Origin of the sequence: Halobacillus halophilus DSM 2266, from assembly GCF_000284515.1 — a bacterium.
GTDB lineage: Bacteria > Bacillota > Bacilli > Bacillales > Halobacillaceae > Halobacillus > Halobacillus halophilus.
In genome coordinates this window covers 1,900,752-1,915,646 of the sequence record NC_017668.1, presented here as the reverse complement: position 1 = coordinate 1,915,646, position 14,895 = coordinate 1,900,752, and the positions used below count along the sequence as shown (strand labels likewise).

Here is a 14,895-nt window from a genome sequence, read left to right as displayed (position 1 = left end):
AGTCTTTTTAAAATCAACAAAACATTTATTAAGAGTCTTCTAAACAAAAAGCCTAAAGGAACTGCCATCAGGCACTCCTCCAGGCGCATAAAACTGCTCAGTTTATTATTTTTCAGCTTTTACAGAATGACGGATGACTTCGATGGCTTGGCCGCGATCCTCTTCTTTAAAAATGGCACTACCGGCCACAAGTACGTCGGCACCGGATTCAATGCAAATCGGGGCTGTTTCCTCTTTTACACCGCCATCAATTTCTATCTCAAAGGAAAGCGACTGCTCTTCACGCCAATCAGCCACCTGCTGAATTTTTGGAACGACAGATTCTATAAACGATTGCCCGCCGAAGCCAGGATTTACCGTCATAAGGAGCACGAGGTCCACGTCCTGGAGCACAGGCTTAATCGTTTCAGCGGGTGTAGCTGGATTAATCACGACCCCGGCCTTAACCCCAAAGCTCTTAATTAGCTGAAGGGTCCGATGTAAATGTGGACAGGCTTCCTGATGAACCGTAATAATATCCGCCCCAGCTTTTGCAAAAGCCTCAATATATTGATCAGGATTTTCAATCATTAAGTGGACATCAAGAGGCAGACTGGTCACAGGACGAATGGCATCTACGATAAGAGGACCAATCGTAATATTAGGTACGAAATGACCATCCATCACGTCCACGTGAATATAGTCAGCACCTCCTTGTTCAACATCTTTAATTTCTTCTCCCAATTTAGAAAAATCGGAAGCCAGAATGGAAGGAGCAATCTTTGTCATCATTAATACCTCGGCTTTCTATTTTGGATTTCTTCTAGAAATTGCAAATAATGTTCGTAACGCTGCTTGGAAATATCCCCTTCTTCTACCCCGTGTTTTACGGCACATTTCGGCTCTTTATTGTGCAGACACCCACGAAACTTGCAGTCATCCTGTACTTGGACAAACTCCGGAAAACATTCAGGTAATTGTTCCAGTTGCAAATCACCGAATTCCAGTGAACTAAATCCGGGTGTATCAGCTACAAGACCACCAGATATTTCATATAATTCCACATGTCTCGTGGTATGCTTCCCGCGTCCCAGGCTTTTAGAAATTTCGTCTGTGTCAATTGAAAGCCTTGGATCAATCGTATTCAAAAGAGATGATTTCCCGACGCCTGACTGACCGGCAATGACAGTAGTGCGGCCAGCCAGGTGCGCCCTGATCTGTTCCATGGATTCAGCATCGTTCACGGCAGAAAGGATAACGGGATAACCAACCGACTCATACATCTGTTGATAGACTTTCATATCATTTGCTCTTCCTTCATCTAACTGATCCATCTTGGAAATCACAACGAAAGGTTCAATCCGTTTTGCTTCCACTAGCACAAGAAAGCGATCCAATAGCAAAGCGTTGAACTCTGGATTGGCGGCGGATGTTACAATTAATGCCTGATCTACATTAGCAATTGGAGGTCTGACAAACTCATTCTTTCGCTTGTCAATGGATAATATATACCCTTCATCCTGTTTTTCGGCTTTAAATTCTACGGTATCTCCTACGAGCGGACTCACTTTCTTTTTCCTGAAGTTTCCACGGCCTCTGCATTGATAAATATGTCCTTCGTAAAGAACATAATAAAAACCGCTCAACGCTTTAATAATTTTCCCTACCGGCATACTTTCACCTTCTTAATACGGAACACTTCCTTCTTCAATGACCTCGTCACCTCTTTGTACTTTATAGGATGCTTCGGTTCCTGGCTGAATGGTTAATGGAATTTCAAACACGGTATCCTCTGTAATGGTTTCCTCTTTAAATACATCGGATAGTTTATGGTCCATATCTTCAATATAAATCAGTACTTTTTGTTCAGTCGCTTGTGTGCCTTCAGACGGTTCAGATCCTGCACCGGAGTCTTCTGTTGATTCCTGTTCTGTTTCAGGTGCAAAGGGAACCTCTATCTGAATGGTTTCTGTCCTTGGAGGTTCTTCTTTAGGTCCTAATGAAATCGTAATGGAAACCGTAGATCCTTCTTTAACCTGGGTTGCGGCTTCTGGATTCTGAGAAATCACTTCACCTTGCGTCACCTGATCAGAATAATTCTCAGTTACGTCAACTTTAAGGTTTCGTTCGTTCAAATATTTCGTTGCCTCTTCCTCAGTCATTCCTTCTAAGACGCCAAGATTAACTCTCGGAGGTCCATTACTGACCCGGAAAATCACTCGCGTTTCATCCGGAATAACTTCTTCTCCTACCTGAGGCGAAAGTTGAGCTGTAATCTCACCTTCAGGCTGCTGACTGCTTTCTTTAAATGGAATGATGGTCTCATAACCTTTATCTTTAAGTTCCTGCTCCACTTTTTCATAATCCTGTCCCGTATAATCCTTAAACTCGGCTCTCTCTTTCCCCAGACTTGCATATACCACCACTTCAGATTCTTCCTTAATAATCTTACCTGGTTCTGGTTTTGTATGAATAACCATCCCTTCAGAAACCTCGTCGGAATATTCAGTTTCCCTCTTCACTTCCAGATTCATCTCTCTTAGCTGGCTATAAGCTTCTTCATACTCCATGCCTGATACATCAACCATTTCTACGTTGGCAGGCTGAATAATACCCGGGATTAGAAACAGGGCAGCGACTCCGCTAAGTAGTAAGATTAAAATGGGAATCAGCCAGAACCGCACTCCTTTTTTCTTTTTCTCTTTGTGGAGCGATGACTGTGCTGCCTCATCTTTAGACGGCTTCCGCTCACGAATGGGAGAGGTTGGACTGGTCTGACTATGAACGATTGTATTCTCTTCTTCCTGGGCTCCGTATGTGTCATCCGTAATGACAGGGATAGCCTTTGTTTTCTCATCTTCTTCTTCAGCAGGTGTTTCGAACGCCGGCTCATTTACACGGTCGGGCTCCAGACTTGTTTCTAAATCCTCCTCCATCTCCACGACTGATTCATAACGGTGAAAAGGATCTTTAGCCGTTGCTTTCAATACAATATTTTCCACACTTTGCGGCAGATTGTTAATCCACCTTCGAAGCGAAGGCGTCTCATGCTGGAGGTGCTTTAGAGCTATTGATACCGGCGATTCCCCCGAAAAAGGAAGCCTGCCGGTTAATAGTTCAAAAAATACAATGCCGAGCGAGTACACGTCTGATTTTTTTGTGGCCATTCCCCCGCGAGCCTGCTCAGGTGATAGGTAATGCACCGATCCAAGTACTGAGTTGGTCTGGGTCAGAGATGTGGCGCTTAAAGCCATAGCAATCCCAAAATCGGTTACCTTTACATGCCCGTAATGATCAATCAAAATGTTCTGAGGCTTTATATCGCGATGAATAATTTCATTATCATGGGCATGGGAAATGGCTGATGTAATTTGTCTCATGATATCGACTGCTTCCGCGACGTCGATCGGACTATGCTTTTGGATATACTGCTTAAGCGTCATGCCGTCTACGTATTCCATGACCATATAGTAAATATCTTCTTCTTCTCCTACATCATAGATATTGACTATATTCGAATGAGCTAAACTGGTAGCAGACTGAGCCTCTCTATGAAATCGCGCAATAAATTCCTCATCGTTTTCATGCTCTAAACGAAGAATCTTAATCGCAACTTCCCTGTCTAAAATGACATCGTGAGCCAAATAGACGTTGGCCATTCCACCGCCGCCTATCATATCCTGAATTTGGTAACGGTCATTAAGGAGACGGTCGTTAAGCATTAATCCGCACCTCTTTTCTCATCTGTGCTGTCATAATGCACAACGGCAATCGTAATGTTGTCTTCTCCCCCGCGATCATTAGCAAGATCCACAAGCTCCTGACAGAACTCCGCCCATTCTCCTTCAAAAGAAGCGAGCTTAGACAGTTCTTCATCACTTACTTTGTTCGTGAGTCCATCGGTGCAAAGGAGCAGTCTGTCTCCAGGCTCAAATTCAAGTGTTTTTGTATCCACTTTAATGTCATACTCCGTCCCCAGTGCTTTAAGAAGTACGTTTTTACGTGGGTGGTGTTCAGCCTGTTCCTCCGTGATTTGTCCAGATCGGACAAGTTCATTAACGAGAGAATGATCTTCCGTGAGCTGTTTAAATCCATACGCATTAGCATAGTAGCAGCGACTGTCTCCAATATGGGCAATCGTTATAAAGTCTTCTGTACAAATGGCCGCGACTACAGTCGTTCCCATACCATGACAGTCCTCATTCTGATTAGCATAAGATATAATTTCGTTATTTACTGACTGGATGGCAAACTTTAGCCATGATTGAGATTCGTCAGGCGTATGAAGCTTCTCTGCTTCCTGCCATTTGCTATGTAGATGAGAAGCTGCTTTCTGACTTGCTACATCTCCTGCACGGTGTCCTCCCATTCCGTCGGCAACTACCGCTAAGATTTGACCGGAGTCATTCTTAAATACGCCGCCGGCATCTTCATTATGATTTCTTACCCTGCCTTGATCTGTAAGATAAAAGCCATTCATGGACTCACCTCATTTTCGGTAAGCTCTGCGGCACAATCGTAACGGCAAACTTCCTTCGATACTTACCGCTGACCCTTGCGCACGAAAAGCAAAAAATTGGAAGGAGGGGGCCATGATTGACCCCTCCAATTATTTTGATTGTTTGACTAGCCTCGTCAAAAAGAATCCATCTGTATCAAAATCCTGCGGAAACATCTGAAGGCCAAAGTCGCTTTGACCTTTTGAACCTTTCGTGACCTCAGGAAGATCATTGAAGAATTCGTGATCGACCGTAAATTCAGGATGCTGTTTCAGAAAATGCTGTACAGCTTCTTCATTTTCGTGGCGGTCCACTGTGCATGTACTATAAACCAGTTTTCCACCTTCTTTAAGAAGCGGTGCAACACGATCCAGTAATTCATCCTGTATCTTCCTAAGTGAAAATACGTCTTCAAGTTGTTTGTGATACTTAATATCCGGTTTACCCCTAAGAACCCCCAGGCCAGAACAGGGGGCATCGAGTAAAATCCGATCAAATGAAGCTGCTTCATGCAAATCAGCAAGATTTCTTGAATCAGCTTGACTTGCCTGAATAGACGTTAACTGTAGCTGTTCAGCTTTCTTATTTACCAGTTTAGCCTTTTTAACATGTAAATCATACGCAACAATTTCGCCCTCGTCTTCCATTTTCTCAGCTATATGGGTGGTTTTCCCCCCTGGGGCACTGCAGGCATCAAGAATTGTCATCCCTTTTTCAAGATCCATCATCTCAGCGACAAGCATAGAACTTTGATCCTGAATCGTTACTTTACCCTCGGTAAACAATGAATGCTTCAGCAGCTGTCCTTCACTGACTACCATACCTTGCGGCGACAGCAGACTTTCTTCCACTTTGAAGCCATCTTCTCTTAACTGCTCCATAGCTTCCAATCGTGAAATCCGCAGCGGCTGCACGCGAACAGATAGAGGCAGATGCTGCATGTTAGCGCGGCACATTTCTTCTGTAATGCTTCTGCCATACTGATCCATCCAACGCTTCACCAGCCATGCAGGATGACTCGTTTCAATCGCTAAGCGTTCCACTGGCTCCTCAATCTCATCCAGACTGCGCAGGCCTTTGCGCTGAACGCTTCTCAGTACACCATTTGTAAAAGAAGAAATCCCTTTGTGTCCGCGTCTCTTTGAAATTTCAACGGCTTCATGAATAATGGCGTGGTCTGGCACGCGCTCAAGAAACTCCATTTGATAGACAGACATATATAAAAGCCAGCGTACCCATGGTTTGATTTTCTTCTGCTTTGCCACAAAGGGCTGAACATAATAATCAATCAAGTCTCTTCGCTGAAGAGTTCCATACACAATTTCTGTAAGAAGAGCCCCGTCCTGGCGGGACAGCTCCTGTTTCGTAATCTCGCGATCTAACAGAACGTGACTGAATCCGCCCTGCTCTCCAATTCGAGTTAATAAGTCAAGCGCCGTTTCCCTCAAAACATATTTACTCATCGTGCTCCCCCAGACGTTCGCCTTCAGTTAGTGACTGACCGGTTCCGTTAATAAAGGAGCGACCGTCCATTCGTTTTTTACCAGAAGGCTGCAGGTCCACAATTTTAACGGCCTTGCCATCACCTGTCTGCACAAGGAAACCGTCTTCTGCCATTTCCACAACGGTTCCTGGTTCCTGATTAAACGTACCGTTCACTTTCTCGAGCCACCAGACTTTCAGCGGCTTTCTATTCCACAAAGTATAAGCTACCGGCCAGGGATGAAGTCCACGCACGTGATTATAAACTTCCTGTTGATCCTTGTACCAATTAATAAGCTCTTGTTCTCTTTTAATATTTCCGGCAAAAGTGGCCAGGGAATGATCCTGCGGCTGTGGTGTGATGGAACCTTCCAGTAAAGAAGGAAGTGTCTGCATGAGCAGATCAGCTCCGGCTACGGAAAGTTTATCATGCAGGGTGCCCACGTGATCGTCGTCGTCAATAGGAACAACCGTTTTAGCCAGCATATCGCCTGCATCAAGCTTCTTCACCATATACATAATGGTGACACCGGTTTCCTTTTTCCCTTCAAGAATGGCGTAATGAATCGGAGCGCCTCCGCGGAATTCAGGCAATAACGAGGCGTGAACGTTAATACAGCCGTATTCAGGTGCCTGAAGCAGATCTTCTGTAAGGATCTGTCCGAAAGCCGCGGTAATAATGAGGTCAGGCTCATATTTTAATACTTCCTCATATTCATTCTTAATCTTTTCCGGCTGGAAAACCGGAATGCCGTGCTTTTCAGCTGCGACTTTAACAGGCGGCGGGGTCATAACCTTCTTTCTGCCTTTCGGCCTGTCTGGTTGAGTTACAGCGAGAACTACATTATATTGATCTTCCATCAGCCGGTCTAAAACCGGCACAGCAAAATCAGGCGTCCCCATAAATGCAATGCGTGTCATCAAACAAGTCTCCTTTCCTACATCAACTGGTACGGTTGAAAATCGACCACGATCTGCAGTCCATTTTCCTGTTTCATTTCATCTTCATAGTAGTGCAAAATCCGTTCTACGAGCTTTCGCTGCTCTGGTTCCTTCTTGTATTTTACCATGCATTGATAGCGATATCTATTATTGATCCGAGTAAGTGCGGAGGGTGTTGGTCCAAGCACCATAGACTGATCGGATAACTTCTGTCGCATAAACTGCACAATCTTTTGAGTAACTTCCTGAACCTTCAGCTCATTTGGATGAGAAACCGTAAATAAGGTCAGGAAGTAATAAGGAGGATAATTAAAAGCTTTTCTTAGCTTCATTTCTTCTTGGAAAAACTGCTCGTATTCATACTGACTGGCGAGCTCTACACTGTAATGCTCAGGTGTGTAAGTCTGAATAATGACTTCGCCCGGTTTTTCATGACGTCCGGCTCGTCCGCTTACCTGTGTAATAAGCTGGAAGGTTTTTTCAGAGGCACGAAAGTCAGGAAGATTAAGAAGAGCATCTGCGGCCAGCACTCCTACCAGGGTCACATTACCAAAATCCAACCCTTTGGCAATCATTTGTGTACCGAGCAGTATATCGGCTTTTTTATCTCCAAATTGCTGCAGGAGTTTCTCATGAGCGCCTTTTCTTCTAGTGGTATCTACATCCATCCTGATCACTTCCGCTTCCGGTATAAGCTGCTGAAGAACTTCTTCTACCTTTTGCGTTCCGGTGCCAAAATAACGAATGGTTTTACTTTCACATTCAGGGCATTCGGTTGGCATAGGCTCTTCATGAGAGCAGTAGTGGCACTTGAGGCGATTTTGGTTTTTATGATAGGTCAGCGCGATATCACAGTGCGGACATTCCATTACGTGTCCGCAGTCCCGGCACATGACAAAGGTGGAATAGCCCCTTCGGTTCAGGAACAAAACGACCTGTTCCCTGCGTGCCAGCCGCGCTTCGATTTTCTCTTTAAGTACTCTTGAGAACATAGACCGATTGCCTTCATGAAGCTCCTCCCGCATATCCACGAGTTCTACTTCTGGCATCACGGCATTATTCATCCGCTTTGATAACGTTAGCAAATGATAATTCCCTTTGGCTGCGCGGGCATAACTTTCAAGAGCCGGGGTTGCACTTCCCAGAACAACGGGAGATCCATGGCGGCTTGCCCGCTCGATGGCCACATCTCTTGCATGGTAACGTGTCCGGTCTTCCTGCTTATAGCTGTTTTCATGTTCTTCGTCGATAATAATGATCCCAATATTTGAAAAGGGAGCAAAAATGGCCGATCGGGCCCCTACTACAACCTGAACTTCTTTGCGCTGAATCTTTCGCCACTCATCATATTTTTCCCCTGCAGAAAGGGCACTGTGTAGCACGGCTACTTTTGATCCAAACCGTCCCTTAAATCGCTCTACCATCTGCGGGGTTAAGGCGATCTCAGGAACGAGCATAATCGCCTCTTTTCCGTTATCAATGACCTGCTGAATCGATTGTAAGTAGACTTCTGTCTTACCACTTCCCGTTACACCATGAAGCAAAAACACTTCATGCTGCCTTTGTTCTATGGATGACAAAATCGGCGTTATAGCCTGGGACTGTTCCTCCGTAAGTGGAAATGGTTCTGTCCGTTCAAAATTACGATTTCCATAAGGATCTCTGAAAACTTCCTGCTCATATTCCTGAAGTACTCCCTGTTTCACCAAAGGTTTAACGGAGGCAGCAGTCGTTCCCAGTGTCTGAAGCAGTTGTTTTTTCGTAATTGGTTCTTTATGATCCATAAAATATTCGACAATCGCCCGCTGTTTTTTAGCTTGTTTGGATAAGTCCACCAGCACTTCTTCAAGCTGCATGGTATCCATTTGGGGCTCCAGCATGCTGGTGACTTTTTTAGTTTCCCTGCTTTTCACTTCATAATGAACATCCACTTCCCCATCATCTATATGCTTCCTGAGCATTTTATAGCTGAGATTGGATTGTTCAAATTCTTCATAGTCAATGACAGCTCTTCCATCAAACAATGGATCTAAATCCGATTGAAGATACTCGTCTGTAAGCTTCCAAAGTTCTTTTCTATATTTTGCTTTCATCACTTGTGGAAGCATCACCTGAAGACAGGAAATATAGTAACTAAGTGTCTTTCGCGAGAGCCATTTCCCAAGTTCGAGTAATTCCTCTGTGAGCACTGGTGTCACGTCCAGGACATCGATAATATTTTTAATTTTTGAAAAGTCGCTCTCCTCAGAAATAGATACGACATACCCCATTATTTTTCGGGGGCCAAAAGGGATAATCACCCTGACCCCCGGCTGAACTATTCCTTCAAACTTCTCTGGAATTCCGTAATCAAAGGGGCGGTTCGTATTTTGTGAGGGGACATCAACAATCACATTGGCAATGGTCACGAGGGTTCACCCTTCATATCATGAACAGACTCTTCAAGGATTTTACGGGCCAGGTCGTCCTTAGACATTAAGGGGTATGTGTTTTCTTTCCCTGTGCTGAATATCATGAGTGAAGCGTTCGTATCATGACCGAAACCAGAACCTTCCTCAGCCACGTTATTAATCACAATCGCATCGAGATTCTTTTTCTCAAGCTTTTGTCTTCCGTAAGCCTCAAGGTCATTCGTCTCCGCCGCAAAGCCGATTAAATACTGATGTTCTTTCTGCCTGCCAAGCTCTTTTAGGATGTCCTTTGTTCGTTCCATTTCGACAGCGTAATCGCCTGAGGATTTTTTCATCTTATGCTCATAGGTCACCTTAGGCTTGTAGTCTGCAACAGCTGCAGATTTAATTACGATATCCTGTTGGGGATATTCTTTTAACACCGCCTGATACATATCCTCAGCTGTTATAATGTCAATTCTATTGACGCCACCTGGTGTGTCTAAATCGACCGGACCTGTGATGAGTGTGACCACTGCTCCCATAAGCGAAGCCTGACGGGCCAGTGCAAATCCCATCCTACCTGTCGAAGGGTTCGTAAAATAGCGGACAGGATCAATATTTTCACGTGTAGGTCCTGCTGTAATGAGAACTCTCTTCCCCTGGAGAACCTTTGTTTTATTAAACTCGTTTTCCAACACCTGTACGATGCTTTCCGGTTCTTCTAAACGACCTTTACCTACATAACCGCATGCTAAGTAACCTTCACCCGGTTCGATAAAGCGAAAACCCCATTCATCCAATTGCTTCAGATTCTTAATTACCGCAGGGTGGCTGTACATATGCACATTCATCGCGGGTGCTATATAGACAGGAGCTTCTGTTGCAAGCAGAGTAGTTGAAAGCATGTCGTCGGCAATTCCTCCTGCTAACTTTCCAATAATGTTCGCCGTCGCAGGGGCAAGCAAAAATAAGTCTGCCCAGTCTGCCAGATCAATGTGCTGGATTTGAGTCGGGTCGACTTCTTTAAATGTGTCAGTGTAAACCGGTCGTCTGGATAGAGCCTGAAAGGTGTTTGGCCCTACAAAATGATGAGCGCTCTCTGTCATGATCACTCTCACTTCAGCTCCAGCCTGCGCCAGCTTACTTGTAAGGGCTGCTGCTTTATACGCTGCAATTCCTCCAGATACTCCTAAGACGATCTTCTTCCCTTCTAACATAGGTCCGTCCTCCTCCGTTCCTGTAAAGGATAGGAAAAGCCGCGCTATAACAACCAGGAAGCGCGGCTTTTTCTACAAATTATTCAAGAAGCTCGTAGCTTTATGTGGTTTCTGTACGAGACTGTATTTCGTCGGAATACGTGTAGTCGAGTTTACCATCACGAATTTCTTCCAATGCCACACCCACGTGCTGATGGGAAGTTGGTTTATCTACCATTGGAGCACTGCCCTGCTTCAATTCACGGGCTCTTCTTGCTGATAAGGTTACCAATGTGTACTTGGATTTGATTTGTTTCTGTAAAGAATCAATGGACGGTTCTAACATCATAATTTATTCATCCTCCAATGCTTTTTTATACTGATGAGCTACTCGCTCACGTTTGCAATGTTCACTTGCGACAATGGATTGTACTTTCGTAACCGCATTGTCAATTTCATCATTGACGACAACATAGTCGTAGGCGTCCATCATATCGATTTCTTCTTTGGCCGCATGCAAACGGTTCTTCACTTTATCTTCCGTTTCTGTGCCACGATTCACAATTCTGTCTTTTAATTCCTCCAGAGAAGGTGGAATTAAAAATATGAACACGCCTTGCGGAAAGTTCTCGCGGACTTTAAGTGCGCCCTGTACTTCAATTTCTAAGAAAACATCCTTGCCCTCGTTCAACGTTTTTTCCACGTATTGACGCGGCGTTCCATAATAGTTGCCTACGTACTCGGCATGCTCAATCAGCTGACCCTCACTGATCAGTTTTTCGAATTCCTCTCTTGACTTAAAGAAATAATCAGTCCCGTCTACTTCCCCTTCCCGGGGATTGCGGGTCGTCATAGAGATGGAATAACGAAGGTCGGTAGATTGGTCGAACAGTGCTTTTCTTACTGTTCCTTTTCCTACACCCGAGGGGCCGGAAAGTATAAATAGTATTCCCTTCTCATCTATCACTGCAAAAGTCCTCCTAGTTCTCGTCGGAAATCTCGTCGCTGCTGATTACACGCTGACCTACCGTCTCCGGCTGTACAGCTGACAGGACTACATGATCACTGTCAGTAATGATAACGGCGCGTGTACGACGACCGTATGTAGCATCTACTAATTTATTATTGTCACGCGCAACCGTAATAATACGTTTAATAGGTGCAGACTCCGGTGACACGATAGAAATGATACGGTTGGCAGATACTACGTTACCAAAACCGATATTGATTAACCTTAGACTCAAAGCTGACTCCTCCTTCTTTTGACCAGGACAAAATAATCATTATCTCTATTATAAGAAAAAACTAGTCATAAACACAATTACTATTCAACATTTTGTACTTGTTCTTTCATTTTCTCTATTTCACTCTTTAATTCTATAACCCACTCTGTCACTTTTGAATCATTGGATTTCGATCCAATTGTATTTACCTCGCGGTGCATCTCCTGAACAATAAAATCAAGCCGCCTTCCAACAGATCCTGTCTGTTCGAGTGTCTTGGTAAATTGAAAGATATGAGAACGCAGCCTTGTAAATTCCTCCGTGACATCCCCTTTTTCAGCTAACAGCCCCACTTCCTGAAGAATACGGGCATCATCCGGCTGAATTTCTTCCTTCACGTAATCTTCAATTCTAGTACGAATCCTGTCCTTGTATTCATTAACAACGACCGGACGTCGGGATTCAAGTTTTTCAAGCAGATGACTGACGCTTGATACACGGACCTGGAGGTCTTCTGTAAGCCTTTTACCTTCGTTCTCCCGCATAATAATTAACTGATCGAGAGCGTGTTCCAATGTAGATAAAAGTGATCGCTGGAGTTCGTTTGTGTCATCCTCTATATCCTCGGTAAAGAAAACATCGTCTAACTTGGATACCATATCAATAGATATATCCCCCGTCAAATCGTACCGATCCTTCACTTCATGCAGTCTGTTTATGTATTGATCAAGGACATTCCAATCCACAGACACTTTTTTTTCAAATAGTCCCTGACCCTCCAGGGAAATAAACAGATCTATTCGACCTCGCTCCATCTTATCCCTGACAATTTTTTTAATTTTTTCCTCTAAAAAAAGCAGGGTTCTTGGCATTTTGGGGGAAATGTCCAAATATCTATGATTGACCGAGCGTATTTCGATCAAAACCCTGGATTCTCCTACTTCGGTGGAGCTTTTCCCATACCCTGTCATACTATTAACCATGATCCATCACCTTTACGTTCGTTATTTAATCCTATTTTACCAAAAGGAGGACTGTAAACGCGAATCATTGACCTAAGGTCTGACTTATAAGAGAATCGCATAAGCAGTGATATTCCCAGCCTTTGGTCGTGTAGAGGCGGGCAAAACATGCTATACTGTCAACATTAGAGAGGTGAAGACAATGTCTTTTGACGGAATTGTAACCCGGGCGATCACCCATGAACTGGAGGAAACGATCCAGTCCGGACGAATTATGAAAATCTATCAGCCTACAGATACAGAACTTGTATTTACGGTTCGTGCACAGCGTAAAAATCATTCCTTATTATTATCGGCTCATCCGAGCTATGCACGCTTCCATTTAACGAAGGACGATTATAATAACCCTAAAGAACCGCCGATGCTTTGTATGCTTCTTCGTAAGCATCTGGTCGGAGGATTTATTGAAAGCATTGAACAGGTCAGCATGGAACGAATTGTAAAATTTCAGGTACGGACTCGCAACGAAGTAGGCGATGAAACACTTAAGACTTTAATTATCGAAGTCATGGGCAAACATTCGAACATCCTGTTAGTTGACGAAGAGCAGGGACACATTCTCGACAGCATTAAACATCTTCCCCCTTCTCAGAACCGGCACCGGACCATTATGCCTGGCCAGCCTTATAAACTGCCGCCAGAGCAAGGGAAAATAAGCCCCATCGATCTAGAACCTGATACATTGTTAAGAAAGCTCGATTTTAACGCTGGGAAAATCGATCAGCAAATCCTTAGAACCGTAATGGGCTTTTCCCCGATGATCACAAAAGAAATTGCCCACCAGGCAAAACTTGGTGGACGAAAAGCCTACGCCGATGCTTATGGTGATGTTCGGGAGCGTATCCTGAACCATGACTACGAACCTCGCGTTCATTTAGCGGAACGGGAACAGTTTTATGTGTTTCCCCTACACTCTTTTTCAGAAAAAGTTGAAACTTATGACACGGTCAGTGATATGCTGGACGGCTATTATTCAGGGAAAGCAGAAAGAGACCGAGTAAAACAGCAAGCAGGCGACCTGTATCGCTTCCTAAAGAATGAGCGGGACAAAAATAAGCGGAAAATTAAAAAGCATGAGCAGACGTTAAAACGTTCAGAATCAGCGGAAGAGTATCAGCGTCTAGGCGAATTGTTAACCGCTCACATGCATATAGTGCAAAACGGAGACGCTGAAGTTACAGTCGTAGACTACTATGATCCTGATCAATCAGAGCTGACTATTGAACTGAATCCAAATAAGTCACCAAGTGAAAATGCTCAAAACTATTTCCAAACGTATCAGAAACTGAAAAAATCTAAGCAGGTTGTTCAGCAGGAAGTTAAAAAGGCAGAAGAGGAAATTCAGTATTTCGAACGGTTAATTCAACAAGTAGAATCAGCCCGTGAGCAGGACATTGAAGAAATTAGGGACGAACTAAGAGAACAAGGGTATATGAAGAAGAAACCTTCCTATCACGGTAAGAAAAAGAACAAACCTAAGAAGCCGGCACCGGAAAGCTTTTTATCGAGTGACGGTACGCTGATTTATGTCGGCAGAAACAATAAGCAGAATGAATATTTAACCAATCGTATGGCTAACAAATCCGATATATGGCTGCATGCGAAGGATATCCCAGGCTCTCACGTAGTCATTCGAAATGAGGATCCAAGTGAAGATACTCTCCTTGAAGCAGCTCAACTGGCAGCTAACTTTAGTAAATCAAGCCAGTCTTCTTCTGTTCCGGTAGATTATACTCAAATTAAGCATGTGAAAAAGCCGTCAGGCGCAAAACCAGGCTTTGTTACCTATGACCATCAACAAACGCTTTTCGTTACACCCGAATTCTCATATGTTAGAGAACTGAGACGGGCAGCAAAAGAGAAAAGCAAAGAAAATTAAGTCCAAATAATAATGGAGGGTGCCCGAGTTGAACTCGGGCACCCTCCATTATTTTATGGTCCTTGCTGCTTAAAAGTCACCAGAAAACTGTTCTTTCACGTTAAAAAATAGGCAAAAATAACAATGGAACCAACATAAGAAAAAATAGCCTGCGCCCAGTATCGGTTTCTTTCTCTCTTCAGCATATACATGTTCCATAGAATAAACAGCGTAATCGAACCTGCCAGGCTCAACAGCGGCTGCCAGGAAAACATGGATTCCATGAAAGAAAAAGCCACCC

At 44.0% G+C, this 14,895-nt stretch carries 14 protein-coding genes; 1 reads left to right on the top strand and 13 read right to left on the bottom strand.

Going from position 1 to position 14,895, the window contains the following annotated elements:
• Nucleotides 1-105 precede the first annotated feature (105 nt).
• The 12 genes from rpe to HBHAL_RS09350 all read right to left on the bottom strand — a co-directional run bounded on the left by rpe (nucleotide 106) and on the right by HBHAL_RS09350 (nucleotide 12,697).
• Nucleotides 106-768, bottom strand: coding sequence for a ribulose-phosphate 3-epimerase (gene rpe / locus HBHAL_RS09405; RefSeq protein ID WP_041601306.1), 663 nt, complete (start codon nucleotides 766-768; stop codon nucleotides 106-108).
• A gap of 2 nt (nucleotides 769-770) precedes the next feature.
• Nucleotides 771-1,652: a ribosome small subunit-dependent GTPase A gene (gene rsgA / locus HBHAL_RS09400; RefSeq protein WP_014643157.1), complete on the bottom strand. Its 882-nt coding sequence runs from the start codon at nucleotides 1,650-1,652 to the stop codon at nucleotides 771-773.
• A gap of 12 nt (nucleotides 1,653-1,664) precedes the next feature.
• Nucleotides 1,665-3,701 carry a Stk1 family PASTA domain-containing Ser/Thr kinase gene (pknB, locus tag HBHAL_RS09395; protein ID WP_014643156.1) on the bottom strand — a complete coding sequence of 679 codons (2,037 nt, stop codon included), beginning with the start codon at nucleotides 3,699-3,701 and terminating at the stop codon, nucleotides 1,665-1,667.
• Entirely contained in the window at nucleotides 3,701-4,459 is a 759-nt protein-coding gene (locus tag HBHAL_RS09390; RefSeq protein ID WP_014643155.1) for a Stp1/IreP family PP2C-type Ser/Thr phosphatase, read from the bottom strand. The genes pknB and HBHAL_RS09390 overlap by 1 nt, the downstream gene beginning before the upstream one ends.
• Nucleotides 4,460-4,588: 129 nt before the next feature.
• Nucleotides 4,589-5,941 (bottom strand): 16S rRNA (cytosine(967)-C(5))-methyltransferase RsmB, encoded by a 1,353-nt coding sequence (rsmB, locus tag HBHAL_RS09385; protein ID WP_014643154.1) that lies wholly within the window; start codon nucleotides 5,939-5,941, stop codon nucleotides 4,589-4,591.
• Nucleotides 5,934-6,881 (bottom strand): methionyl-tRNA formyltransferase, encoded by a 948-nt coding sequence (fmt, locus tag HBHAL_RS09380; protein ID WP_014643153.1) that lies wholly within the window; start codon nucleotides 6,879-6,881, stop codon nucleotides 5,934-5,936. The genes rsmB and fmt overlap by 8 nt, the downstream gene beginning before the upstream one ends.
• A gap of 17 nt (nucleotides 6,882-6,898) precedes the next feature.
• Nucleotides 6,899-9,310, bottom strand: a complete 2,412-nt coding sequence (gene priA, locus HBHAL_RS09375) for a primosomal protein N' (protein WP_014643152.1) — start codon at nucleotides 9,308-9,310, stop codon at nucleotides 6,899-6,901.
• The gene (coaBC, locus tag HBHAL_RS09370) at nucleotides 9,307-10,512 is read right to left on the bottom strand and encodes a bifunctional phosphopantothenoylcysteine decarboxylase/phosphopantothenate--cysteine ligase CoaBC (protein ID WP_014643151.1); all 1,206 of its coding nucleotides are present in this window, start codon (nucleotides 10,510-10,512) and stop codon (nucleotides 9,307-9,309) included. Before coaBC ends, priA begins: the two co-directional genes overlap by 4 nt.
• Before the next feature lie 100 nt (nucleotides 10,513-10,612).
• Nucleotides 10,613-10,840, bottom strand: a complete 228-nt coding sequence (gene rpoZ / locus HBHAL_RS09365; protein WP_014643150.1) for a DNA-directed RNA polymerase subunit omega — start codon at nucleotides 10,838-10,840, stop codon at nucleotides 10,613-10,615.
• Between the two features lie 3 nt (nucleotides 10,841-10,843).
• Nucleotides 10,844-11,458: a guanylate kinase gene (gmk, locus tag HBHAL_RS09360; protein WP_014643149.1), complete on the bottom strand. Its 615-nt coding sequence runs from the start codon at nucleotides 11,456-11,458 to the stop codon at nucleotides 10,844-10,846.
• A 13-nt stretch (nucleotides 11,459-11,471) separates the two neighbouring features.
• Complete coding sequence (remA, locus tag HBHAL_RS09355; RefSeq protein ID WP_014643148.1) at nucleotides 11,472-11,735, bottom strand: extracellular matrix/biofilm regulator RemA; 264 nt, start codon at nucleotides 11,733-11,735, stop codon at nucleotides 11,472-11,474.
• Nucleotides 11,736-11,815: 80 nt separating this feature from the next.
• A complete protein-coding gene (locus tag HBHAL_RS09350) occupies nucleotides 11,816-12,697 on the bottom strand; it encodes a YicC/YloC family endoribonuclease (protein ID WP_014643147.1) in 882 nt (293 codons plus the stop codon).
• A gap of 181 nt (nucleotides 12,698-12,878) precedes the next feature.
• On the opposite strand from HBHAL_RS09350, the gene HBHAL_RS09345 reads away from it, so the two are divergent.
• Nucleotides 12,879-14,615 (top strand): Rqc2 family fibronectin-binding protein, encoded by a 1,737-nt coding sequence (locus HBHAL_RS09345; protein ID WP_014643146.1) that lies wholly within the window; start codon nucleotides 12,879-12,881, stop codon nucleotides 14,613-14,615.
• A 95-nt stretch (nucleotides 14,616-14,710) separates the two neighbouring features.
• Here HBHAL_RS09345 and HBHAL_RS21845 read toward each other — a convergent pair whose 3' ends face one another.
• Nucleotides 14,711-14,878 carry a hypothetical protein gene (locus HBHAL_RS21845; RefSeq protein WP_223254276.1) on the bottom strand — a complete coding sequence of 56 codons (168 nt, stop codon included), beginning with the start codon at nucleotides 14,876-14,878 and terminating at the stop codon, nucleotides 14,711-14,713.
• Nucleotides 14,879-14,895 lie beyond the last annotated feature (17 nt).

Excerpts from the sequence above, each read along its gene's own strand:
- HBHAL_RS09345 (WP_014643146.1), top strand. The coding sequence starts at position 12,879 with ATGTCTTTTGACGGAATTGTAACCCGGGCGATCACCCATGAACTGGAG.
- rpoZ (WP_014643150.1), bottom strand. The coding sequence starts at position 10,840 with ATGATGTTAGAACCGTCCATTGATTCTTTACAGAAACAAATCAAATCC.
- HBHAL_RS09350 (WP_014643147.1), bottom strand. The coding sequence starts at position 12,697 with ATGGTTAATAGTATGACAGGGTATGGGAAAAGCTCCACCGAAGTAGGA.
- coaBC (WP_014643151.1), bottom strand. The coding sequence starts at position 10,512 with ATGTTAGAAGGGAAGAAGATCGTCTTAGGAGTATCTGGAGGAATTGCA.
- rsmB (WP_014643154.1), bottom strand. The coding sequence starts at position 5,941 with ATGAGTAAATATGTTTTGAGGGAAACGGCGCTTGACTTATTAACTCGA.
- HBHAL_RS09390 (WP_014643155.1), bottom strand. The coding sequence starts at position 4,459 with ATGAATGGCTTTTATCTTACAGATCAAGGCAGGGTAAGAAATCATAAT.
- HBHAL_RS21845 (WP_223254276.1), bottom strand. The coding sequence starts at position 14,878 with ATGGAATCCATGTTTTCCTGGCAGCCGCTGTTGAGCCTGGCAGGTTCG.
- fmt (WP_014643153.1), bottom strand. The coding sequence starts at position 6,881 with ATGACACGCATTGCATTTATGGGGACGCCTGATTTTGCTGTGCCGGTT.
- rsgA (WP_014643157.1), bottom strand. The coding sequence starts at position 1,652 with ATGCCGGTAGGGAAAATTATTAAAGCGTTGAGCGGTTTTTATTATGTT.
- rpe (WP_041601306.1), bottom strand. The coding sequence starts at position 768 with ATGACAAAGATTGCTCCTTCCATTCTGGCTTCCGATTTTTCTAAATTG.
- pknB (WP_014643156.1), bottom strand. The coding sequence starts at position 3,701 with ATGCTTAACGACCGTCTCCTTAATGACCGTTACCAAATTCAGGATATG.